Below are 22,823 nucleotides of genomic sequence, written 5' to 3'. Positions count from 1 at the left end.
ACAAAAATTCTAAATAGTTAATGGTGATGATGACCACCAGTAGTACCGCCATAAGCACCAGGTTCTGGTTGATATTTTTCTTGTTCAACAATAACCTGAGCGCCTAGGCCTCGAACCATATCATCAAGAACATGATCATGTTGGTAACGACACCAGCCTTGTTCTACTTGTAGCGGTACATGTCGATTACCTAAGTGATAACAGACGCGAGCAAGTAATAATGGGTCTTCAGTAATAACAGTTGAGACGGTTTCTTTCGCCGCAATAATAATGGCTGTTTCACCACTTTCTGCGGCAACCACATCACCTTCTTTTAAAATGGTTCCTCTTGGGAGAAAAAGACCAGCAGCCAGCCCATTGCTGAGTGTCACTTTAAGTCGGCTTTTGGTTCGTTCATCCATGGTTAAGCAAATCTGATAATCCGCCTGAGTATCAGCGCTATGATCCGGTTCGATCAGTGTAATAAATTGAAGCATCTTCTATTTACCTACCATTAAAACAAGAAGTAACGTTGTGCCATAGGCAGCTCTGTGGCTGGCTCACAAGTTAAAGGAATCCCATCTGCTTTGACTTCATAAGTTTGAGAGTCCAATTCAATACATGGGGTATAACTATTATGAATCATGTCTTTTTTCGAAATATTTCGACAACCATGAACTCGACCGATACGACTCTTTAAGTTCAATTGTTCTGGGACACCGTTATCTATTCCAGCTTGAGACATAAAAATCATGGATGAGCTATACATCGCTTTGCCATAACATGCGTACATAGGACGATAATGTACGGGTTGTGGCGTTGGAATTGCTGCATTGATATCACCCATAGGGGCATAGGCAACTAAACCACATTTCAAAATTAGAGCTGGTTTGACACCAAAGAAAGCAGGATCCCATAAAACGATATCTGCCAGTTTACCCACTTCTAGAGAACCCACTTCGTGAGAAATACCATGAGCAATAGCTGGATTGATCGTATATTTAGCAATGTAGCGTTTGATTCGGGTGTTATCATTAAATGGAGTATCACCTTCTAATGAACCTCGCTGAAGCTTCATCTTATTAGCACATTGCCAGGTACGAGTAATGACTTCTCCAACACGGCCCATTGCTTGAGAATCTGATGACATTACTGATATTGCACCAAGATCATGCAGAATATCTTCGGCTGCAATGGTTTCTCTACGAATACGAGATTCAGCAAAAGCTACATCTTCTGGTATTGATGGGTCCAAATGATGACAAACCATCAACATATCTAAATGCTCATCTACAGTATTGATGGTGTAAGGCATTGTTGGGTTTGTTGATGCTGGTAAGATATTATGTTCACCCACCGATTTGATCACATCTGGTGCATGTCCACCGCCAGCGCCTTCGGTATGGAATACGTGGATAACACGATCACCAATGGCTTTAACCGTTTCTTCGTAAAATCCGCCTTCATTTAAGGTGTCTGAGTGGATAGCAACTTGAATATCCATCTCATCTGCCACATTCATACAGTTATTAATAGCAGCGGGCGTTGCTCCCCAATCTTCATGCAGTTTTAAACCAACAGCTCCAGCTTCAATTTGCTCTCGTAATGCTTCTGGTTTACTGACACAACCTTTACCAAATAAACCCACATTAATAGGTAAGTCATCAACGGCTTCCAGCATTCGTGACATATTCCAGACCCCTGGTGTCACGGTTGTTGCATTGGAACCCGCCACTGGACCGGTTCCGCCACCGATAAAGGTTGTTAAGCCAGAACATAATCCTTCTTCGGCTTGTTGAGGACAGATAAAATGAATGTGAGTATCGATTCCTCCAGCTGTTACGATCTTGCCTTCGCCTGCCACAACTTCTGTACCGGGACCGATAACAATATCAACATTAGGCTGGACGTCTGGGTTACCCGCTTTACCTATTCCGGATATACGACCGTCTTTAATACCGATATCCGCTTTTACAATACCCCAGTGATCGATAATAAGAGCATTTGTAATGAGTACATCAACACAATGTTCACTGGTGACTTGGCTCTGGCCCATACCATCACGAATAACTTTACCGCCGCCAAATTTGACTTCTTCACCATATGTTGTGAAGTCGCGCTCAACTTCTAGTAGCAACTCAGTATCGGCTAAACGAACGCGGTCACCTACCGTTGGACCAAACATATCGGAATAAGCTTGACGAGAAATGTTTGCCATTGTTATTTTACCTCGCCCATGATTTCACCATGAAAGCCATATATTTCACGTTTTCCACCAAATTTCACCAACTCAACCGTACGGCGTTGGCCTGGTTCAAAACGAACAGCCATACCCGCGGGAATATTGAGTCGATAGCCTTTTGTTAGCTCTCGTTCAAAAATTAGAAACGGATTAACTTCATAAAAATGGTAATGAGAGCCAACTTGTACTGGACGGTCTCCACTATTAGAAACTCGAATTGTCATAACCATTCGACCGATATTAAGTGCAATATCACCTAATTCTTGGTTAATAATCACTTCGCCTGGAATCATTTTTCTTTCCTATATAATTGGCTCGTGAATTGAGACAAGTTTGGTTCCATCTGGAAACGTACATTCAACCTGAATATTTGGGATCATTTCAGGAATACCTTCCATAACATCATCTGCAGTCAATATTGTTCGGCCAAAGTTCATTAGCTCTGCAACCGTTTTTCCATCACGAGCACCTTCCATAATGGCGCAACTTATAAGGGCAATAGATTCAGGGTAATTTAATTTCAAGCCACGTTCTTTTCGACGCTCGGCGACAAGGCCTGCAGTGAACAGTAATAACTTATCTTTTTCTCTTGGTGTTAATTCCATAATATCTCCTAAGCAACGCTCTATTTAGGTTGCCCAAATTCTTGGCACTGTAGGCTCAACGCCAAACCAGTGGAGACGAGTTCTTTTCCATACTTCTACAAAGCAACCCATCATAGGTTCGGTATGTTTACCTAATAATCGAATGGCAATCAGTCCATCTATATCTGTCAATCCATACTCTAATGCTTCATTACATCGCTGCTGATAAAGAGACAAAGTGTTTTGAAGCTCGATTTTTAAATCTTCACTATATGGATAGATATAGAGCGTTCCTATCATTGGATACTGCCGCATACCTGCAGATTGTTTATCTGGGTCCAACTGTTCTAGATAAAGTGATTCAAGAGAGATAAGTTGATTATCTAACTCAATTCGGGTTGAGCACCTGATTTGACCTGATGAAAAAACTTCATTAAGTGTTGGCCGACCAAAGCATTGAATTTCCCAGCCAATAAATTTCGCTGCTGATGTTAATATAACGTGAGTATTTAAATCACAGTGGCTATTAGGAAAGAAAATATTCTCTTGAGGAAGCCACTCTAAAATACCATTGTCTTTAACTATAAGTGTCTGTTTTTGTGTCGCGGTAACTCCAGTGCTTCGATAAAACTTTGTTGCTCCAGGGGTTGTGAGTAGTGAGTGGCAATCGGGACCAACTTCGACATTGATATGTATCTGATCGCCACCCACTACACCACCAGGGGGATGCAGTAAATACGTATGAGAAATTCCATTTTCTGGATAAAATGGCCGTTGTACAGCTAATGGTCCTATTTGCTTCCTTTCGACAAGACGAGTCATTCCTCGACGTTGTTCATAGCGCAGAAAAAGTTCTGCAAGCCAACCCAAGTTTGAGTTGGAACTTTCAGGCATATAAACCTCTGCCTTTACGACATAATTAGTTTAATAAAGGAAATTATTGCAATAATTAATATTGCTAAAATAGAAATAAGCCAACAAAGATAAGTAATAGTTTTATAATAAAAAGTTAATAATAATTATATTTATAATCCTGTATTTGATGGCGCGATGATAGACCGAGTTTTATGGTTAGGCAATAAAGATTTTTACTATTGAATGTAAAAATACGCTCAAAATTTTCAGTGGTAATGATTTGTAATATTTAATTGTTTATGTGATTGTGGTATATTTTAGTTATTCGCTTAAATTTTAAGTTTTAATATTTTAAATTGAGCGTTAATTTAAAAACTTAAAAGAGTGATAAGAAATAATAGGAATATAAGAATGCGATGAAGTTTATTTTGTAAATTGTGGAAACATATATTTCATCAATTAAATATTATCTATAATGTAATGCTATTTGAAATTTAAGTTGCAGAAAAAATGGATTACGAATAGTGTATTTGCTCTCTAATAATAGTGAACATTATTTATGCAAAAAATATTAACATCTTGTTTTCTTTCGCTATCCTTATCGGTCTCTATTTCAGTTCATGCACAAGTACCAGATACCTTGTATGTTGCTTTAGGTGACGAACCTACCGCAGGGTTCGATCCTATAATGGGGTGGGGGAAATACGGTAATCCGCTATTCCAATCTACATTATTAAAACGAAATCAACAGCTTGAATTTGTAGGGGATTTAGCTAAGGTCTGGACGCTTTCACATGATAGAAAAACATGGTCGGTTGAGCTACGAAATGACGTTAAATTTTCTAACGGACAACCTCTAGCAGCAAAAGATGTCGCTTTTACATTTAATCAGGCTAAACAAGCGTTAAGCAGTCATGATTTGACAGATTTAGAATCGATCACGGTTCTTGACCCAACCCATATTGAATTTCATTTAACCAAGCCTAATATCACTTTTCTTGATCACTTTTCGGCTATTGGTATTGTCCCTGAAAAAGAATATGTTACTGATACTAAAGAATATACAAATGGCTATGGGCGTCATCCTGTCGGTTCTGGTCCTTATATTCTTCAATCTTGGCAACAAGGGCAGTTTGCTCGACTAGAAAAAAATCCATTTTATTATGGTAAGCAACCTCAATTTGAACACCTAGTGTTGGTGTTTGCTAGTGAAGAAACTCGCTATGGCTTACTTAAAACCAAGCAAGTTCAGTTAGCGGCCATTCCGCAACAGTTTGCTAAAGTACTTCCGGTCGATTATCGCTTATGGCAAGTTCCTAGTGTCGATAACCGTGGTGTTGTATGGCCAATGAATCAACCATCAAAAACTGAGAAGGGCAATCGGGTCTCTTCCTCTTTAGCTATTCGTGAAGCAGTTGATATGGTGATTGATAAACAACTTATCGTCGATACAGTTATGGATGGATTTGCCCGTCCGGCCTACTCTGTTGCTGATAATATGCCTTGGGGATTACCCGCTGCAGATAGAAAACAGCCTCTTGATAACTCCTTCGCAATAGCAGCAGCTCAATCCTTGCTAGATAAAGCTGGGTGGAAGGTGAACGCTAATTCTGGCCTTCGAGAAAAAGAGGGTGTTCCTGCTGTAATGACCTTATATTATAAAGCTGGTGACAGTGTACGAGAGCAGTTGGCATTAACCGTTGCTCAGATGGTCAAGCCGTTGGGGATTTCAATGTCAGTAAAAGGGTCTGATTGGGATACGATTGCTGGTAAGATGCTTGAAAACCCTGTATTAATGGGGTTTGGTAGCCATTCTGCTAATGAAGTTCGCTATTTGTATCATTCCGATTATGCTGCCGTTGATTTCTATAATTCTGGTCAGTATAAAAATTCAGTGGTTGATAACGATATTGATAAAGCGTTACAGGCAACGTCATGGCAGGCATCTCTACCATTTTGGCTTGCTGCTGAAAAACAAATTGTGAAAGATCAGCCATGGACATGGTTGGTTAACCTTCAACATCTTTATGCAGCATCAACGTGTTTAGATCTTGGTCAGCCGATCACTGAGCCTCATGGACACGGTTGGCCTATTACTGAAAATATTGAGCAATGGCGCTGGACGTGTCAGTAATGAACCAATGCTGGTGGAAACAAACTCTGCTTCATAGCATGGCCCAATTTGGTGCTGTGATTGCTCTGGTTTTTATTATTATCAAGTTCTCTCCATTAGATCCTGTTAATCAATTTCTTGGCGGGAACGTTGCTTCGGTCTCCGTTGAGCAAAAGCAATTAATTGCAGAGCATCTTGGCGCTAATCAAGGGTACTTTGAACGTCTTCTTATCTGGGGGGAAGACGTTCTGCTTCATGGCGGCGGGTATTCAAACTTATATCAACAATCCGTTAGTGACGTGATTGGTCATTATTTACCTCACTCTTTAATATTAATGGGGGTAAGTTGGTTACTGATTTTGATATTAGGCTACAGTTTTGGCGTTGTAAGTGCCTATTATCAAGACTCAGTTGTGGATAAATGGTTATGTCGAATCGCTTGGTGTGTTAGTAGTATTCCAAGCTTTTGGTTAGGGCTGGTTTTTTTATCGTTATTCGCCATTAAGTTACAATGGCTACCTTTGGCTCGTCTTGAAGAGGGCTCAAACATAGTTAGTCTAAGCTTAGTGTTACCCTTGGTGACCTTGGTATTTACTTCTATACCCAATATTTATCTCCATACCAGAGAGAAAACCGTTGCGGTATTACAAAGTGATTATATTCAGTACGCTAAGGCCCACCAACTGCCCTTTGCCCATTTAGTTCGATTTTACATTTTCCCTAATAGCTTTACCCCTGCGCTATTACTGCAACTCACCTCTCTTGCTGAGTTGATCAGTGGATCGGTTATGATTGAAACGGTTTTTAACTACCCTGGGTTAGGGCATGTTTTCTTGCAAGCTTGTTTGGCTAGTGATGTCGCCTTATTAGCTGCATTAACCTGCTTTGCTGCTGGACTGGTGTTAATGGGGAATTTGCTTGCATGTTTTTTACAGTATCGATTGATGCCCAGCTGCAGAGCTAATTTATTATGAAGCTGCAATGGATCAAATTAATTGGGTTGATATTGGGTTTAATGGCCGGGGCGATCATTGTACCTTACTTTATTCCTAGTATTGATTTGCACTTAACTGAGCGTCTACAGTCGCCATCATTAACGTATTGGTTTGGAACTGATTGGTTGGGACGAGATGTCTTTTTAAGAAGTGTCCAAGCGCTAGCATGCAGTGTGCGAGTTGGCTTAAGCTCGGCGCTATTCACCGGGCTTTTTGCTCTGTTTTTGGCGGTGTTAGGAAATAGCTCACACGGTTTATATCAAACGGTGCGTTGGGCGATAGATACTTTTCTGGCTTTACCCCATATTTTACTTTTGATACTGCTTACTTTGTGTTTTGGCTCGGATGCAAATGCCATTATTTGGGCCGTTACTCTGAGCCACTGGCCGCGCTTAACTCAGCTACTTTTGCAAGAGATGAAAACCATTGGTCGCAGTCGTTACGTATTGCATGCAGAACAATTTGGTTCATCTCGTTTTATGGCACTTTGTAAACATGGCTTTCCCTATATCAGTGCGCAATGGGTTATTGGGCTGATTTTATTGTTTCCTCACATATTAATGCATATTGCAGCGCTGACTTTTCTCGGATTTGGATTAGAACCGTCTCAACCCACTTTGGGGGGAATGCTTTCTGAATCCAATCGCTATTTAATGCTTGGGTATTGGTGGCTTGGCTTATTACCTGGGGTTCTTCTCATCTTGATTGTTTTAATTCTGGCAAAAGCGGGTAGGGCAATGACCCAGCAGGTAACACATTATGCTAACGATTAAGAATTTATCGATAAAATCATCAGAACAGGTACTGCTTGATAATTTCAATTTGTCGGTGGATAAAGGAGAACTGGTTGGTTTAATTGGTGCTAGTGGTAGTGGGAAAAGTATTCTATTTCAAGCTATTCAGGGAACGCTACCAAGCAGTTTTGATCATACTGGTTCCATTGAGTTTATGGATGAAGCTCCCAAACAAACTGCGTTAATTGCTCAGCACAGTGGTGTACTTAATCCAAATTTAACCATAGGTAAGCAGTTACATTTATTTGCTGGTCATCAAGGTGATATCGATCGTTACTTAAAACAACTAAAATTGGATTTAAGTATTAAAGAACAGTATCCATATCAACTATCTGGAGGAATGCTAAAACGTATTCTGACGTGTTTAGCTCTGATTCAAGATACGCCATACTTATTAGCTGATGAACCTGCTTGTGGCCTTGATCATGATAATGCGGTGCTGTTGTATCAATGTTTACGTCAGCAAAATCATAAAGGCGTTATTGTAATCAGTCATGACTTAGAGCTGCTCGTCAATTATGTTGATCGCATCGTGGTTCTTAACAAAGGTCTACAGGTTGATAATACGACACCTTCAGCCATATTAACGGGTCAATGTCAGTCGTATACTTGTCAACTATGGCAAGCGTTACCGCAACACTGGGAGTCATGTTGTGACTGAAAGTATCTATTTGCAAAATGGGGTCATTAAGCTTGATAGCCGCGAGATAATTTTGCCTGATTTAGTATTAAACCGAGGTGATATTATTGGTATTTGTGGTGAGAGTGGCTGTGGAAAATCTACCTTAGCATCTGTACTTGCTGGTTATCAAAAACTGGATGCTGGCGAGTTAAACGTGCCATTACATCTCAAAGGTCAAGCAAATCCTGTGCAATGGATTGAGCAGCATCCAGAAAAAACCTTTGATCCACATTGGACAATCGCTCAATCGCTTAAAGAAGCGTATAGAAAGCAAGATACTATTTCTTTTCTAGTCGATTATCAGATTCACGCAGCATGGCTGGAACGTTACCCTAGGCAGTTATCGGGTGGCGAATTACAGAGAATTAATATCTTACGAGCCATGGTACCTTCCACTCAATTTCTGATTTGTGATGAAATCACCGCTCAGCTAGATAGCATTACTCAGCAACAGTTGTGGCAGACGGTTATGCAAGAAGTTAAAGCTCGTAATATTGGATTATTGATTATCTCTCACCAAGAGGCTTTGCTAAGGAAACTGTGCGATAGAATTATTGTTTGGTCGTAAAATATTTAGCTATAAAAAATGCCCCGATAATAATCTATCGGGGCATTTTTGTTTGATCTTAAAAAAGAAAGTTATGCGTTAGCTTCAGCTAGCTTCTTTTCTTTTTTCTCACGGTGAATCTTACGTTCTTCTAAGATGGCTACAACAGCCATAATTGAACAACAGATGATTGCCGCAGTATCTAGAGCAACGAAAGTACCAGACCAGCCTGTTTGACCGAAGATTGGAGTACCGTCGGCAATAAGACCAAGACCTAGTTTCGCGAAGCTATCACCGATAAGGTAAGCAAATGTACCTTTAATACCATCAGCTACCGCAATACCTTGTTTAGGAACGAAGCCAACCGCTGCCACACCAATTAGAAGTTGTGGACCAAATACCAAGAAACCAAGTGCAAATAGTGATGCTTGATAAGCAAAGATAGTATCTGCATGCTGGTAGAAACCAAGTGTTGCGATTACACCTAATAGAGCAACACAAGCAACTAGACCACGGCGACCATTAATAAGGTCAGAGAAGAAGCCCCATAAACATGTACCGATTAAGGCACCTGTTTCAAACATGGTAAAGCCAGAAATAGCGGTCTCTTTATCAAAGCCAAGAACTTCGTAACCGTACACTGTTGACCATTGGTCGATACCGATACGAACAACGTATAGGAATACGTTAGCAAAGCACAATAACCAGATTACTTTGTTAAATAGAACGTATTTCTTGAAGATTTCCAGTTTGCTCATCTTGTTTTCGCTAACTGCTTTATCTTCTTCTGATACAGGCTCTTCAAACAGTTCTTCGGCTGTACCTAGGCCGTAAGCTTCTGGGCTATCACTACCCATAAAGAAACCGATGAACGCAACAACGATTGCAATAATTGCTGGTACGATAAACATACCTGCAACGTTACCATCAAAGAAGTAGTTTGCACCAAATAGAGCTACACCAGCAGCACCTGCACCACCAATGTTGTGGGAAATGTTCCACATACCTAGGAACGTACCGCGGTTTTTCTTACTGGTCCACTTAGTGATGGTTGAATAAGAGTTTGAACCACCCACACTTTGGAATAGACCTGATAGCGCATATAGGCCGATCATCATGTAGAACGAACCCATTGAAGGACCCATTACAAGACCGAAGCCCAACATACAGAAACCCGATAGAAGAAGACCTAGAGGCAGAATGTTTTTCGAGTTTTTGCCGTCACACCAGTAGTTCAGTGCAGTTTTACCAATACCATAAGTAATAGAAAAACCTAAACCGATAGTACCTAGCTGAGTCATGGTCATACCATAATCAGAAATTAGGTCGTTCTGAGCAATATTGAAGTTTTTACGAATAAAGTACATCACCATGTAGCTAACAAAAACTACAAGGTAAGAACGGATAAATGGGCCAAACCACATTTTTTTACGTTCAGAAACAGGCAGATCAAGTGTTGGCTTACGCACTTGTTTGAGTATGGACAGTTCCATAAGTTCTCCTTTGGGATCTATTACTTGTTGTAGGACGAGCAACAAATTCCAGTTTCATACTCGTGGTACAACAATTATGCGAACGAAACATACCCTTTTGTCGTAGAAATGAAACTAGGAAAATTTCTTAGATTTGGCTTAATAGGAAGAAAAGTATCGATTGGATCACAATTTATGATTACGAATATGGAGCGAAATGGTGGGCAAAAATCATTTATCGTTAGATTTTCGTAATGAAAGGGCAAGTCTAATGCAGTCCCAGCTTTAAGGTATACCTGTAAAGCTGGGAGTATTTTATATTAAACTAATTGATTACTTTAAGTTGTATTTTTGCTTCATTCTTAAAGCTAGGTTAACCAAGCCAATGAGTACTGGAACTTCAATCAAGGGGCCAATAACACCTGCGAATGCTTGATCTGAGTTAAGACCAAATACAGCAATAGAAACAGCAATAGCGAGTTCAAAATTATTACCTGTCGCAGTAAAAGCGATAGAAGCATTTTTGTCGTAGCTGATCCCCATTTTTTTCCCAATAAAGAAGCTCACGAAAAACATAACCACAAAGTAAATAGCAAGAGGGATTGCAATACGCACTACATCCATTGGCAGTTCAAGGATCATTTCACCTTTTAGGCTAAACATTAAAATGATAGTTCCAAGTAAGGCAATAAGCGTAATCGGTGAAATTTTCGGAATAAATACTTGGTTATACCAATCTTGCCCTTTGAATTTGACTAAATATTTACGGCTTAAAAAACCTGCGACAAAAGGAACACCTAAATAGATCAAAACACTATGTGCAATATCAAGCATTGAAATGTCGATAGCAAATCCCTGATATCCAAAGTATGGCGGCAGTACTGAAATAAATAACCAAGCCATAAAGCTGTATGTAATGATCTGAAACGCACTGTTTAATGCAACTAAAGTGGCACCATACTCTTTATTACCACCACCAATATCATTCCAAACAAGCACCATTGCAATACATCGAGCTAAACCAATGAGAATGATGCCCACCATGTAACCTGGGTGATCACCTAAAAAGGTTAGAGCGAGTACAAACATTAAGATTGGCCCAACAATCCAGTTCATCACTAAAGACAGTGTCATTGCTTGACGATCTTTGGTGACACTTTTTAGCAGACTGTAGTCAACTTTAGCAAGAGGCGGGTACATCATTAAAATAAGGCCAATAGCTAAGGGAATATTGGTATTTCCAACTGACATGGCTTCGTTCCAATGGCTAACTTGTGGAAATACTGCACCAATAAGAACGCCAGTTGCCATAGCAGCAAAGATCCATACAGTAAGATAGCGGTCAAGAAAACTCATTTTTACTGGAGCTGATGCTTCTGTCGAAGTGGGAAGCGGCTGTGTACTCATAGTTAAAACCTTATTCGTTTATCGTCGAATTGCGATTAATTAAATTGAAAAATTGGATGATAGATAAAAGTGGACTGGCAAAATCCACTTCGTTATATATACCCAAGTAACCTCGCTTCTTGAGTATATTTAATTATCTTATTGATTAAACAGAGCTGAAAATAAACGCTTAAATTGTTCAACTTGCGTTAGATTGATGCGATAACAGACTTTAGGGGGATTTGGTTCTGCAATAATAAACCCCGCCTGTTTTAATATACGTAAGTGCTCAGATACCGTCGATTGTGCTAGCCCCAGTTCCGATACAAGGTCACTGTTTAGGCAGCCGTTTAAGCTATGCAGTTCTAATAAAATACTCAGGATTCGAACACGAGCTGGATGCGCTAGTGCCTTAGCTTGGAACGCAAAGTCTTGTTCTTTAGCCAATTGATCTTCTGTTGCGGTTAACTCTTTACAGGAATGTCGATTACAAGGATCTGTCATGGTCTTATTTATCGTTCATCGTCTAATGACGATTATTGTAAGCGGTCATCTAATCTTATGCAAGTATTGTGGCTAAAGCTGAAGGAGTACGGAGAAGAAAATGAAGAGATATTCTTTACTGTATATGCTGAAATTATCTAGAAATCATGAAGGTAAAAAGTGAGGAGGTACTCGCAAAAAATTTTTGATGACCTGACTTTTTTTAGTATTTTCAGTCTTTAATGCTAAGATTGTCACAATATGCAATAAGTATCGTCTTCATTATTAAGGATAATACATGAAAGGGACTCCATTAAAGCTCTCTACGCTTTCCATCGCTCTATTCTCTATATTAAGTCTTTCTGGCTGTGATCAAACGAAGAATACAGCGGTTAAAGAGTCAAAACCTCAAGCGGTAACTCAAACTGAAGCTGAAAAACAGCATGAGCCAGATGAGTCAGCGGTTTTTGCCGACACGATTTATGTGAATGGTGATATTGTCACGATCAACGATAAACAACCTCAGGTTGAAGCGGTTGCCGCTAAAGACGGTAAAATTATAGCTGTTGGTAATAAGCAAGATATTCTAAAACTTAAAGATGCTAATACAGAGTTCTTTGATCTGAATAGGCAGACACTGATCCCTGGCTTTGTTGATGCTCATGGTCATGTTTTTAATGTGGGTATGCAGGCGCTATCTGCCAATTTATTAGCTCCGCCTGATGGTGAGATCAAAGATATTGACTCTTTAATTACTACCTTAGATCAATGGCATAAAGAACATCCAGAGCGTACCGATAAAGTTGGGTGGATTGTTGGATTTGGTTATGATAATTCACAATTAGCAGAGCAACGACATCCAACTGCAGAGGATCTTGATAAGGTTTCGACTGAATTACCTGTTATTGCGATTCACCAGTCGGGCCACTTGGCCGCAGTAAATACCAAGGCTCTTGAACTTGCTGGGATTAATGCTGAAACCGTCGATCCTGAAGGTGGTGTATTTGTTCGTAAACCGGGCACTAATGAACCCAATGGAACATTAGAAGAAAATGCTTTCTATTTAGTACTTGGAAAGATGCTTGAGAACCTAACCGATCAAGATAACGAAAAGTTATTTATGGCCGGGATGGAGCTTTATTCACAATATGGCTATACCACAGGACAAGAAGGTCGAGCATTCCCTAATATTATGCCAGTGATGGAAGCCGTATCTGCTCGTGGTAGTAACCCCATCGATGTTGTGGTGTATCCTGATATAGTCATTGCTTCTGAAACCATTTCAGGTCCTTATTTGAGTAAAGACTACACGGATAATTTCCGTATTGGAGGAGCAAAGTTGACCATCGATGGTTCTCCGCAAGGAAAAACTGCTTGGTTGACTCAGCCATATCATGTCCCACCTAAAGGTCAAAATGAAGCTTATGTAGGCTATCCGGCAGTAAGTAATGCAAAAACCTTTGAATATGTTGAGCAAGCTTATAAAAATAATTGGCAGATTTTAGCTCATGCCAATGGTGATGCTGCGATTGATGTCTTTATTGCCGCAGTGAAACAAGCTGAAGCCAAATATGGGAAAAAAGATCGTCGTCCAGTTTTGATTCATGGTCAAACATTGCGTGAAGATCAAATTGTGCGCTTAAAGCAGCTTGATATTTTCCCATCACTATTTCCTATGCATACGTATTATTGGGGTGATTGGCATCGAGACTCAGTATTAGGTCCAGAACGAGCAGAATTTATCTCGCCAACCAATTCGGTTTATCAGCAAGGAATGAAGTTTTCTTCTCACCATGACGCACCTGTCGCATTACCTGATTCGATGCGAGTATTGTCTGCAACCGTGAATCGTCGCTCACGTTCAGGTGATATTATTGGCCCTACTGAGCGAGTATCTCCACTGGTGGCGTTAAAAGCCATGACCATTTGGCCCGCTTACCAACATTTTGAAGAAGACAGAAAAGGTTCGATTGAAGTTGGAAAAGAGGCTGACTTTGTCGTGTTATCGGAGAATCCGTTAAAGATTGATCCACTAAATATTGAAAATATACGAGTTCAAACCACAATCAATGATAATGCTGTTGTGTATCAGCGCGAGAATACTAATTTAAACTAATTGATTTAAATTGGAGTGTAATTGATATGATCTTAATAGGCTTGATTCATCCTAAATCAAGCTTATTGAGATTAATTTAGTTGTAGTGTCAATGGCTTAGATACCGTGATCGATTTGATGAATGAACTATCGTCCAATGGATAAGAAATATGCGAGCTAATAATTGCTGCGCTGTATAAGCAATATATTAAATCTAATTTGATCACATTGTTTTCTAATTCTTCTCCCGTCATAACACTATCACACTCAGTAACATCAGTTGCATTAATTGCTTTTTGTAATGAAACCTGTAACAAACGTGATTCTGCATCGTAACCAAATGCTTTAACAACAAAGTCATCAATAGATATGTCTGCACTATTATTATCACATGTCTCTAAAAAAACTGGAGTAATATTTTTTTTAAATCGTACAGAGATATGCCCGTGTAAATCAAATGGATATCTGATCTTTTTCATAAAATCAACCTAAAAAAGGAATAGAAGTGATAGGTTAACGCCTATAAGTAAATAATATAGCTTCGGTTGAATATGAAAATAGCATTTAATATTTTTGTTTTTATCGAATGCTAATTTTGTGCGCTTTAGATGCGAAATACTAAGTCCAGATACCAAGAAACATAACATCTGGGCTTAGTACTGATGTTTTATTAGCGAGAGCAGAAATTACAACCAGTTACATAGTATGATGCTTTTTGTAATTCTTTTCGGTTAGACGAGTGTTACCGTATGAATGATGACGACGTTTGCCTTTACCTGTACTCATATCACCTTTAGCCATTGATTACTCCTTAACTATTTATCAGACTTAAAAGATATTTGTATGATAAATAAGTGGGGAATCTTTGCAATAGTATGTAATGCTATTGATTTGGTGCTATGTGTACAGGTAAGTTGCCAGAATAACGTATAGATTAGCGGCTATTTACAAGGGTAATATGTCATACTGTACATTTCACCTGCTTCTTGTGGTGGGTTATACAATAGATAACATTGTTCTTGCTTCAAACTACTTTTTTGATTTTGCCCCGTTCCTGTGGTGGTCGCATTATTTTTATTGGTGAAAATAATTCCACCTTTTCCATAAAAAGTTACCCAATCACTTTTGTTTTCTGTTGGCTGAGAAATATTTTGTACTAACTGTTTGAAAGTGTTTAATTCACTCGCATAGCCATATTTAAAAACACAAAAGATATCATCATCATCCACAGGACATCCAATAGAAGACATATCAAGGGAAAACATACCGCTCCCACCATCCGTAGTTCTGTTTGTTGCATATGCCGAATTTTCAGCCCCTAAGATGACCATCTTCGCATAGCCAACACCAAGAGCTGATTTCAATGACCCTTCTAGTCCCTTCAGAGCAGCATTTCGGGCATCGACTTGTAGACCTAAGAATTTTGGTGCAGCAGTGACTGCTAAAATCCCTAAGATAACAATCACCACAACCAATTCAATTAGGGTAAAACCCACCATCTTTTTCATAATAAATGAGAACTAATAATAATCAGAATGAATATATTTTAGTGTATTTTATTGCTTAGGGATATCCATTGTGTCTAGAAATACTTTATTTGCTTGCTAAAATAGGTTCTTATGCTGTTGATAGCATTTATGAAGATGTTCAATGAAGAGCTTTATTTTTATAGCTTGTTGTTTTGTATAGGGGTATACAGCATATATGCCCAAATGTTTGGCTGCTTGTCCTGAGAAAATTTCTTGTAAATCACCATTAGCAAGATCTGCTGATACCAATATTTTAGGTACATAAATGATTCCCTGACCTAGCAGTGCTGCTTGACGAAGGGCTGAGGCATTATTTGTAGTGAAATTACCTTTGACTGTCATAGTATGAATGCCCTGATTGTCATTGATTAGCCATTCGCTAGCCCCTGTTTCTTGGTAACTGTATCCTAAACAATTATGGCTCGTGAGTTCAGATGTGTGTTGAGGAAGGCCATATTTACGCAAATAAGCAGGAGAGACACAGATAATCCAGTGCGCATTAATGAGTTTTCGCGCAATTAAGCTTGAATCAGGTAGAGCTCTTGTACGAATAGCAAGGTCAAATCCTTTATCTATTATATCAACAAAACGATTATCTAAATCCATTTCGATTTTTATATCTGGATATTGTTGCGAAAATTCAGAAATCGCTTGAGGTAATATCATTTCTCCAGAAATAGTTGGCACAGTGATTTTTATCGTCCCTGAGATACTTTCCCCTAACCCACTCATCGCATTCATAGCATTTTGAACCGAGTGGTACACATCTCTGGCATGAGAATAAAAAATAATACCCGCTTCTGTTGGAGTTAATTTTCGAGTCGTTCTATATATCAATTGCACACCAAGATCAGCCTCTAATTTACTGATTCTTTTGCTTATAACAGATTTCGTTATGCCAGCTTGTTCAGCGGCTTTACTAAATGACCCGTGTTCTATCAGGTGGTAAAACAAGATTAAATCGTCTGAAGTGCGCATTATTGATCAACTTTTTGCAACAGTTTTGTGAATTAACCGATATATATTAACTAAAAATGCACATATAGAATATTAATAAGTTACTTAGGTATATATCTATGTGATGAAGTTTATATATCTTTAGCAATAGAAATAATAATAAAAAAGCAATGGAGCAATGATGGACACATCTTACCAAGAATTATTAGAGATTCTTAATCAGCATATCGAAAGTACAAGAATTATTACCGATCCTACTCTAACGTTTGCCTATGGAACTGATGCCAGTTTTTATCGGCTGATTCCTAAAATTGTTTTGCAACTGGATTCTCTAGATGAAGTCATTTTCACGGTAAAACAGTGCTATCGTTTACACATTCCAGTCACATTTCGAGCTGCGGGCACCAGCCTTTCAGGGCAAGCCATTTCAGACTCGGTATTAATTACGCTTACAACCAATTGGCGTCATCATAAGATTCTTAATAATGGTGAGCAAATCTGGTTGCAGCCTGGCATTATTGGAGCCGATGCTAACCGATACTTATTACCTTACGGACGTAAAATAGGTCCTGATCCCGCCTCTATTAATACTTGTAAAATTGGAGGTATAGCAGCCAATAATGCCTCTGGTATGTGTTGTGGTACGGCTCAAAATAGTTATCAAACCTTAGCTGGGATGACGATTGTTTTTGTTGATGGAACATTGCTCAATACTCTTGATAAACATAGTGTTGAAGCTTTTAAACAGAGTCATAATGATTTGTTATTGGAGCTAAAACAGCTTGCAGCATCATGCAAAGAAAATCGATCTCTTAGTGATAAAATTCGTCATAAATATCGTTTAAAAAATACCACAGGATATAGTATTAATTCGCTGATTGATTTTGATGATCCCATTGAGATTTTACAGCACCTTATGATTGGCTCAGAAGGAACATTGGGGTTTATTGCCGATATTATTTATAACACTGTAATTGACCATCAGTTTAAAGCATCGGGCTTGTATGTTTTTGATAATATTGAATCAACGTGTTTAGCTGTTAGTGAGTTGGCAAAAACATCGGTTGCAGCGGTAGAGTTACTTGATAATCGTTCATTAGCATCGGTTGCCGATCAACCTGGTATGCCTGAGTTTATTGCAAAGTTGCAAGCTGATGGTAATACCGAAGCGGCGGCATTATTGATTGAAGTTCATGGTTTACATCGTGAAGATTTAAACGAGCAGATTGCTGTGTTAACTCAGATTATCGCTTCTTTCAAAACGATAGCGCAGATTGAATTTAGCCAAGATAAAGCCCTTTGTGATCAATTATGGGCAATCCGTAAAGGGGTTTTTCCTGCTGTTGGCGCAGTGCGAGAGGTAGGTACAACCGCTATTATTGAGGATGTTGCATTTCCTATTGAAAAGCTCGCTCCTGCGGTTCGTCAATTGCAGCAATTATTTATTCAGTTTGGTTACCATGAAGCGATTATTTATGGTCATGCTTTAGCGGGTAATCTGCATTTCGTTTTTAATCAGGCTTTTGATAGTGAAGCTGAGATTCAACGATATGCTGATTTTATGGAAGCTGTGGCTCAATTGGTTGCGGTTGAATATCAAGGTTCTTTAAAAGCTGAGCATGGTACAGGACGTAACATGGCACCTTATATCGAGCTTGAATGGGGTAGCGATGGCCTTCAGCTTATGCAGAGTATCAAGCGTATATTTGATACTCATGGTGTGCTAAACCCTGGGGTGATTATTAATTCTGATCACCAGTCGCATATTCGTCATTTAAAACAGATGCCAGCTGCAGACGAGCTAATTGATCGTTGTATTGAGTGTGGCTTTTGTGAGCCTGCGTGTCCATCTCGAAATCTGTCGCTTACCCCTCGTCAACGTAATGTGGTTTACCGTGAAATTTGTCGTTTACGTAAAACCAACGAATCGCCAGAAAGACTGCATCAAATGGAGCAGGCTTATCAGTACTTAGGATTAGATACTTGTGCGGCAACAGGGCTTTGTGCTGACCGTTGTCCTGTTGGGATCAATACAGGAGATCTTGTCCGTAAACTGCGTCAGAATCACAGTGAAAAAGCAAAATCGATTGCGAAATGGACAGGAGAACATTTCGCGGCAGTAACACGCGGTGCTAAATTAGGTCTGGCTGCGGCTGATGGTCTTCATAAGGTATTAGGGACCAAAAATATGTCCAGTATGATGCAACGGGTAAGAACCTTATCAGGACAGAGAGTGCCGTTGTGGACTTCTCACATGCCGATGCCTGCTCATAAAATGTTACCACCAACTATATTTTCCATCGAAAAAGAGAAAGTTGTGTATTTCCCGAGTTGCTCAACACGAAATATGGGCACTGAACGAGGAGCTAGTGATGAGCGTAGTTTGATGGATATTACAGTCTCACTACTTGAAAAAGCGGGGTTTCAAGTCATATTACCTGATGAGCTAAATAATCTATGTTGTGGTATGCCCTACAAAAGTAAAGGTTATGTTGACACAGCAAAAGATAAAGCTTACCAACTAGAGCAAGCATTACTTCATGTCTCACAGCAAGGTACGTTACCGATATTAATGGATACCAGTCCTTGTGCGAGTCTTAGTAAAGATGTAATGAGCAGTGAACTGACTATTTATGAACCGTTCAAATTTGTTGCAGATTTTGTCTTACCTCGACTAACCATTACTCCACAAAAAGAGCCTGTGATGCTTCATATCACTTGTACTTCACGACGCAAAGGCTTAGCTGGGGTTATGGAGCAAGTGACAAAACAATGCGCAGAGACGGTGATTATTCCTGAAGATGTAACCTGTTGCGGCTTTGCTGGTGATAAAGGTTTCACAACACCAGAGCTAAACGCATCTGCGCTCTCATCATTAAAAGTTCAGGTACCTGTAAACTGTAGTGAGGGATATTCAAATAGTCGGACATGTGAGATTGGCTTATCGGAGCATAGTGGTATTGAATATCGTTCAATATTGTATTTAATTGATAAGGTAAGTAATTAATATCTATTATTTTAAAGGAAAGGCTATATTTGTCTTTCCTTTTAATTATTTATTTGTTGAACATATTCTCGCTTATTCATATTCATTAGTTGGTATCACCAGGTTTTTAATGAATTTTATATTAAATAAAATTTAAGTTCTTTCTGTTATTGATAGAATTAAAATTGAAACGATAATTTAGCTATGTATCTCTATGTAATAGGTGTTAATTCTGGTTGATTATTCCTTATTGGCATCTTCTGCCTGTTGTTAATATAAACTTATAATCATTAGAGTTTCTTACATTGACAATTCGTACCTCTGTGTCAAAATCTCGACATTGTAATATCAGCAAGAAAGTATTTATTAAGCTACAGAATTTCTGGAATTTAATAATTGTGGTAGAATTTTAAATTCGGCATATTGAAACTTCTTATTATATGTTTGATTTTATTAATGTTTTTAAATATGTTAATTACGTTTAAGGATGGTTAATGACATTAATCAGTAAGATGGGTTTTACTCATTGGTCAACTCGTTTACTCTCTGAGTTTAATCGAAGCGATTTAAGTAAGATGTCATTAGTTGCATATTGCAAAGCAGTGTGTGATAGCGTAATAAAAGAAGAAAATATCTGTGGTGCATCTTTTGATTTATTCGAAGATGTGACGGGACAATTTGTTAATTTAACCCGTTCTGGCAATTATAGTAACGATTTTTCATTGCCTGTATCTCTTGTATTTAAACATTTTTCCATGGATTTTTCTCAATGTCAGAGAAAACCTTTCATTATGACGTTAGATCCAAATAGCCAAGATGATCTTAGTGTCTTTCCTTTAAGTACAAAATCTATAGCTCTATTTCCTATTATAAATACTGATCGAATTATCGGATATTTTTCAATTTGTGCATCAAATTTAAATGCGTTTCATCAAGTTGAGATGGAAGCTATCTATTCATTGATGTCTTATTTTGTACTGCTGTACACATTGAAAAGTACTTCTGTTAATCAAAGCCCTTCCATTACTTGGGATAAGTTATCCTTAGCGATTAATCAATGTTCTGAAACCATCGTTATTACGGATCTTCGTGGCAATATCGAGTATGTGAACGATGAGTTTGAGCGCTCGACTGGATATAAAGCTCAAGATGTTTTAGGTAAAAATCCTCGTGTACTGCAATCAGGTAAGACAACTCGGGATACTTATCGAGATTTATGGAAAACATTACGCAGTGGAGAGCGATGGCAAGGGGAGTTTATTAACCGAAAAAGTTGCGGCTCAGAATATGTTGAATTTGCACGTATAACGCCAATACGCCAAGAGAATGGTGATGGTTCTGTTACTCATTACATGGCGATAAAAAAAGACATTACTGAAACAAAAGCGACCCGAAACCAAGTTGAAAAGCTTGCTTATTATGACTCATTGACTGGGTTACCAAACCGAGCTCTTTTTCTAAAGCGTTTAAAGAAGTTACTCAATGATGATGCTGGATCCAGTCAGTTACCATTATCGTTAATGTTTATTGATTTAGACCATTTTAAAGAGATCAATGATACTCAAGGTCATGACCATGGGGATTGTTTATTACAAACGATAGGGCAAACAATACGCTCAATTTTAGAGTCTCACCACACATTAGCCCGTCTTGGTGGGGATGAGTTTGTTGTTATTGCTCCCGATACTGATGCAGAACAAGCTCAAACAATAGCTTATAAATTGCATCAAACGATTTCTCAACCCATTCCACTGAAAGGCCAAAATATTTCGGTTGGGGCAAGTATCGGCATTACCGTATGTGAAAAGCAAGGCCCCAGTGTTAGTACGTTATTAAAGCAGGCCGATATTGCGATGTATCGAGCCAAAGCTCAAGGAAATGGTTTTTGTTTATATCTACCAGAGATGGAATTAGCGTTAAATCGTAAAATAACATTAGCCAGAAAATTATTATCAGCCATCCGCCAAGATAAACTCGCACTTAACTTTCAACCTTTCATTGATTTAAATAGTCAGCAATGTGTAGGCGCTGAAGTATTGCTCCGTTGGTTTGATGATGATCTTGGCTGGATTTCGCCTGCTGAGTTTATCCCTTTGGCTGAAGAACGGCATTTAGTTAGTGAAATCAGTAATTGGGTGATTCGCCATACTTGTCGTCAAATGTTGTCGTGGCAAAATCAAGGTTATGTATTGAATGGGCGCCTATCCATTAATATATCTGCTCAAGAGATAGGCCAAGAATCCTGTGCGCAGCGTATTATTCAGTTAGTTGAAGAAGAAGGTATTTCTCCTTATTTGTTAGATATTGAGATTACAGAGTCAGCGGTTGTTGTTTGTCCTCATTTAGCCGAAGATGATATTAATCAATTGGCTAAAGCTGGTTTTACAGTTTCTATTGACGATTTTGGTACAGGTTATTCTTCTTTGAGTAAGCTAAAACATTTTTCTGTTAATAAGCTAAAGATTGATAGAAGTTTTATTAATGAATTATTAATTGATGATGCTAATCGAAAGATTGTGACTGCTATTATCGCTGTAGCAAAAAGCTTATGCCTCCAGCTCGTTGCTGAGGGGGTTGAAGATAAACAGCAAGAAGCGCTATTAAGTGAAATGGGGTGCGATTTTGCCCAAGGTTACTTATATACTAAACCTCTAGCCAATGATCAATTTGCTCGATATTGGCTGAAAACAAATTGCTGAAGATATTTTGATCTACATGGATGTAGTCAATTTATTTTATTGTGATCTCTTCTCTAAAATAAGATTAATTCTACATTAATTTATGTCATGTTTTTGTTAAATTTCCAATATTCCTTGCGAACATGCATCAAATAAAAAACACATGATTATTCATATCGTCAAAAATTTGACGATTTGGTGTTTCTTATCAATCTGAAATCTTTTCAAATGATATCTAACTAAGATGATATGTATCGGGCTCAATTTCAGAAAACTAAGAAATATTGCGTAGTATAATTAGAGAAAGTGAAGTAATGCTTGTAGTGGTACATTAAATTTGGCCACCTACTCAGAGGTGATATCATCACCTCTTAACATGAATAGGTGACATCATGACAAAACGAACAAGACGATTATTTAGTGCTGAATTTAAATTAGAAGCGGCA

The 22,823-nt window shown here is 38.6% G+C and carries 19 protein-coding genes; 8 read left to right on the top strand and 11 right to left on the bottom strand.

From position 1 onward, the window contains the following. Window positions 1-17: 17 nt before the first annotated feature. Genes ureE through CTN07_RS19855 form a run of 5 tightly spaced genes read right to left on the bottom strand, consistent with a single transcriptional unit; the run spans window position 18 to window position 3,699 of the window. Window positions 18-476 carry an urease accessory protein UreE gene (ureE, locus tag CTN07_RS19875; RefSeq protein WP_036765373.1) on the bottom strand — a complete coding sequence of 153 codons (459 nt, stop codon included), beginning with the start codon at window positions 474-476 and terminating at the stop codon, window positions 18-20. A 17-nt stretch (window positions 477-493) separates the two neighbouring features. After that, window positions 494-2,197, bottom strand: a complete 1,704-nt coding sequence (gene ureC / locus CTN07_RS19870; RefSeq protein ID WP_005303993.1) for an urease subunit alpha — start codon at window positions 2,195-2,197, stop codon at window positions 494-496. A gap of 2 nt (window positions 2,198-2,199) precedes the next feature. Next, window positions 2,200-2,514 (bottom strand): urease subunit beta, encoded by a 315-nt coding sequence (locus CTN07_RS19865; protein ID WP_036765374.1) that lies wholly within the window; start codon window positions 2,512-2,514, stop codon window positions 2,200-2,202. Between the two features lie 9 nt (window positions 2,515-2,523). Continuing rightward, window positions 2,524-2,826, bottom strand: coding sequence for an urease subunit gamma (gene ureA, locus CTN07_RS19860; protein WP_036765376.1), 303 nt, complete (start codon window positions 2,824-2,826; stop codon window positions 2,524-2,526). A gap of 24 nt (window positions 2,827-2,850) precedes the next feature. After that, window positions 2,851-3,699: an urease accessory protein UreD gene (locus CTN07_RS19855; protein WP_005303999.1), complete on the bottom strand. Its 849-nt coding sequence runs from the start codon at window positions 3,697-3,699 to the stop codon at window positions 2,851-2,853. Window positions 3,700-4,219: 520 nt separating this feature from the next. Here CTN07_RS19855 and CTN07_RS19850 point away from each other — a divergent pair. From CTN07_RS19850 to CTN07_RS19830, 5 genes are read left to right on the top strand one after another with little or no spacing between them, the layout of a single operon-like run. Next, on the top strand, window positions 4,220-5,794 hold the full coding sequence (locus CTN07_RS19850) for an ABC transporter substrate-binding protein (protein WP_005304002.1): 1,575 nt from the start codon (window positions 4,220-4,222) through the stop codon (window positions 5,792-5,794). Next, window positions 5,794-6,747 carry an ABC transporter permease gene (locus CTN07_RS19845; RefSeq protein WP_050787806.1) on the top strand — a complete coding sequence of 318 codons (954 nt, stop codon included), beginning with the start codon at window positions 5,794-5,796 and terminating at the stop codon, window positions 6,745-6,747. The genes CTN07_RS19850 and CTN07_RS19845 overlap by 1 nt, the downstream gene beginning before the upstream one ends. Then, complete coding sequence (locus CTN07_RS19840) at window positions 6,744-7,541, top strand: ABC transporter permease (protein ID WP_005304007.1); 798 nt, start codon at window positions 6,744-6,746, stop codon at window positions 7,539-7,541. The genes CTN07_RS19845 and CTN07_RS19840 overlap by 4 nt, the downstream gene beginning before the upstream one ends. Then, on the top strand, window positions 7,528-8,223 hold the full coding sequence (locus CTN07_RS19835) for an ATP-binding cassette domain-containing protein (RefSeq protein ID WP_005304009.1): 696 nt from the start codon (window positions 7,528-7,530) through the stop codon (window positions 8,221-8,223). Before CTN07_RS19840 ends, CTN07_RS19835 begins: the two co-directional genes overlap by 14 nt. Then, window positions 8,216-8,812 carry an ATP-binding cassette domain-containing protein gene (locus tag CTN07_RS19830; RefSeq protein ID WP_005304012.1) on the top strand — a complete coding sequence of 199 codons (597 nt, stop codon included), beginning with the start codon at window positions 8,216-8,218 and terminating at the stop codon, window positions 8,810-8,812. Before CTN07_RS19835 ends, CTN07_RS19830 begins: the two co-directional genes overlap by 8 nt. Window positions 8,813-8,883: 71 nt before the next feature. Here CTN07_RS19830 and uhpT read toward each other — a convergent pair whose 3' ends face one another. The 3 genes from uhpT to CTN07_RS19815 form a co-directional block, all read right to left on the bottom strand. Continuing rightward, window positions 8,884-10,284: a hexose-6-phosphate:phosphate antiporter UhpT gene (gene uhpT, locus CTN07_RS19825; RefSeq protein ID WP_036765377.1), complete on the bottom strand. Its 1,401-nt coding sequence runs from the start codon at window positions 10,282-10,284 to the stop codon at window positions 8,884-8,886. Between the two features lie 312 nt (window positions 10,285-10,596). Then, complete coding sequence (gene arsB / locus CTN07_RS19820) at window positions 10,597-11,670, bottom strand: ACR3 family arsenite efflux transporter (RefSeq protein ID WP_005304018.1); 1,074 nt, start codon at window positions 11,668-11,670, stop codon at window positions 10,597-10,599. A 138-nt stretch (window positions 11,671-11,808) separates the two neighbouring features. Continuing rightward, complete coding sequence (locus CTN07_RS19815) at window positions 11,809-12,153, bottom strand: ArsR/SmtB family transcription factor (protein ID WP_036765378.1); 345 nt, start codon at window positions 12,151-12,153, stop codon at window positions 11,809-11,811. Window positions 12,154-12,430: 277 nt separating this feature from the next. Here CTN07_RS19815 and CTN07_RS19810 point away from each other — a divergent pair, with 277 nt between their 5' ends. Next, window positions 12,431-14,248 (top strand): amidohydrolase, encoded by a 1,818-nt coding sequence (locus CTN07_RS19810; protein ID WP_005304021.1) that lies wholly within the window; start codon window positions 12,431-12,433, stop codon window positions 14,246-14,248. Between the two features lie 71 nt (window positions 14,249-14,319). On the opposite strand, the gene CTN07_RS19805 is transcribed toward CTN07_RS19810, so the two are convergent. The 3 genes from CTN07_RS19805 to CTN07_RS19795 form a co-directional block, all read right to left on the bottom strand. Continuing rightward, entirely contained in the window at window positions 14,320-14,706 is a 387-nt protein-coding gene (locus tag CTN07_RS19805; RefSeq protein WP_036765380.1) for a hypothetical protein, read from the bottom strand. 462 nt (window positions 14,707-15,168) lie between these two features. Continuing rightward, window positions 15,169-15,735: a type II secretion system protein gene (locus CTN07_RS23285; protein ID WP_036765381.1), complete on the bottom strand. Its 567-nt coding sequence runs from the start codon at window positions 15,733-15,735 to the stop codon at window positions 15,169-15,171. Between the two features lie 96 nt (window positions 15,736-15,831). Continuing rightward, window positions 15,832-16,734, bottom strand: coding sequence for a LysR family transcriptional regulator (locus tag CTN07_RS19795; RefSeq protein ID WP_005304026.1), 903 nt, complete (start codon window positions 16,732-16,734; stop codon window positions 15,832-15,834). A gap of 160 nt (window positions 16,735-16,894) precedes the next feature. Between CTN07_RS19795 and CTN07_RS19790 the strand changes: the two genes are divergently transcribed. Together CTN07_RS19790 and CTN07_RS19785 are read left to right on the top strand one after the other, a co-directional pair. After that, entirely contained in the window at window positions 16,895-19,720 is a 2,826-nt protein-coding gene (locus tag CTN07_RS19790; protein WP_005304029.1) for an FAD-binding and (Fe-S)-binding domain-containing protein, read from the top strand. A 473-nt stretch (window positions 19,721-20,193) separates the two neighbouring features. Beyond that, window positions 20,194-22,398: a putative bifunctional diguanylate cyclase/phosphodiesterase gene (locus CTN07_RS19785; protein ID WP_005304031.1), complete on the top strand. Its 2,205-nt coding sequence runs from the start codon at window positions 20,194-20,196 to the stop codon at window positions 22,396-22,398. Window positions 22,399-22,823: the final 425 nt, after the last annotated feature.

It is taken from the genome of Photobacterium damselae (genome assembly GCF_003026815.1).
Lineage (GTDB): Bacteria > Pseudomonadota > Gammaproteobacteria > Enterobacterales > Vibrionaceae > Photobacterium > Photobacterium damselae.
The sequence above is the reverse complement of the archived record's forward strand: the minus strand, read 5'-3'. Positions and strand labels throughout refer to the sequence as shown.

What these genes read in the sequence shown, in the direction of transcription:
- uhpT (WP_036765377.1), bottom strand. Translation starts at nt 10,284, where the DNA reads ATGGAACTGTCCATACTCAAACAAGTGCGTAAGCCAACACTTGATCTG.
- CTN07_RS19845 (WP_050787806.1), top strand. Translation starts at nt 5,794, where the DNA reads ATGAACCAATGCTGGTGGAAACAAACTCTGCTTCATAGCATGGCCCAA.
- CTN07_RS19855 (WP_005303999.1), bottom strand. Translation starts at nt 3,699, where the DNA reads ATGCCTGAAAGTTCCAACTCAAACTTGGGTTGGCTTGCAGAACTTTTT.
- CTN07_RS19850 (WP_005304002.1), top strand. Translation starts at nt 4,220, where the DNA reads ATGCAAAAAATATTAACATCTTGTTTTCTTTCGCTATCCTTATCGGTC.
- CTN07_RS19835 (WP_005304009.1), top strand. Translation starts at nt 7,528, where the DNA reads ATGCTAACGATTAAGAATTTATCGATAAAATCATCAGAACAGGTACTG.
- ureC (WP_005303993.1), bottom strand. Translation starts at nt 2,197, where the DNA reads ATGGCAAACATTTCTCGTCAAGCTTATTCCGATATGTTTGGTCCAACG.
- CTN07_RS19795 (WP_005304026.1), bottom strand. Translation starts at nt 16,734, where the DNA reads ATGCGCACTTCAGACGATTTAATCTTGTTTTACCACCTGATAGAACAC.
- ureA (WP_036765376.1), bottom strand. Translation starts at nt 2,826, where the DNA reads ATGGAATTAACACCAAGAGAAAAAGATAAGTTATTACTGTTCACTGCA.
- CTN07_RS19805 (WP_036765380.1), bottom strand. Translation starts at nt 14,706, where the DNA reads ATGAAAAAGATCAGATATCCATTTGATTTACACGGGCATATCTCTGTA.
- CTN07_RS19785 (WP_005304031.1), top strand. Translation starts at nt 20,194, where the DNA reads ATGACATTAATCAGTAAGATGGGTTTTACTCATTGGTCAACTCGTTTA.
- CTN07_RS19810 (WP_005304021.1), top strand. Translation starts at nt 12,431, where the DNA reads ATGAAAGGGACTCCATTAAAGCTCTCTACGCTTTCCATCGCTCTATTC.
- arsB (WP_005304018.1), bottom strand. Translation starts at nt 11,670, where the DNA reads ATGAGTACACAGCCGCTTCCCACTTCGACAGAAGCATCAGCTCCAGTA.
- CTN07_RS23285 (WP_036765381.1), bottom strand. Translation starts at nt 15,735, where the DNA reads ATGAAAAAGATGGTGGGTTTTACCCTAATTGAATTGGTTGTGGTGATT.
- CTN07_RS19840 (WP_005304007.1), top strand. Translation starts at nt 6,744, where the DNA reads ATGAAGCTGCAATGGATCAAATTAATTGGGTTGATATTGGGTTTAATG.
- CTN07_RS19815 (WP_036765378.1), bottom strand. Translation starts at nt 12,153, where the DNA reads ATGACAGATCCTTGTAATCGACATTCCTGTAAAGAGTTAACCGCAACA.
- ureE (WP_036765373.1), bottom strand. Translation starts at nt 476, where the DNA reads ATGCTTCAATTTATTACACTGATCGAACCGGATCATAGCGCTGATACT.
- CTN07_RS19790 (WP_005304029.1), top strand. Translation starts at nt 16,895, where the DNA reads ATGGACACATCTTACCAAGAATTATTAGAGATTCTTAATCAGCATATC.
- CTN07_RS19865 (WP_036765374.1), bottom strand. Translation starts at nt 2,514, where the DNA reads ATGATTCCAGGCGAAGTGATTATTAACCAAGAATTAGGTGATATTGCA.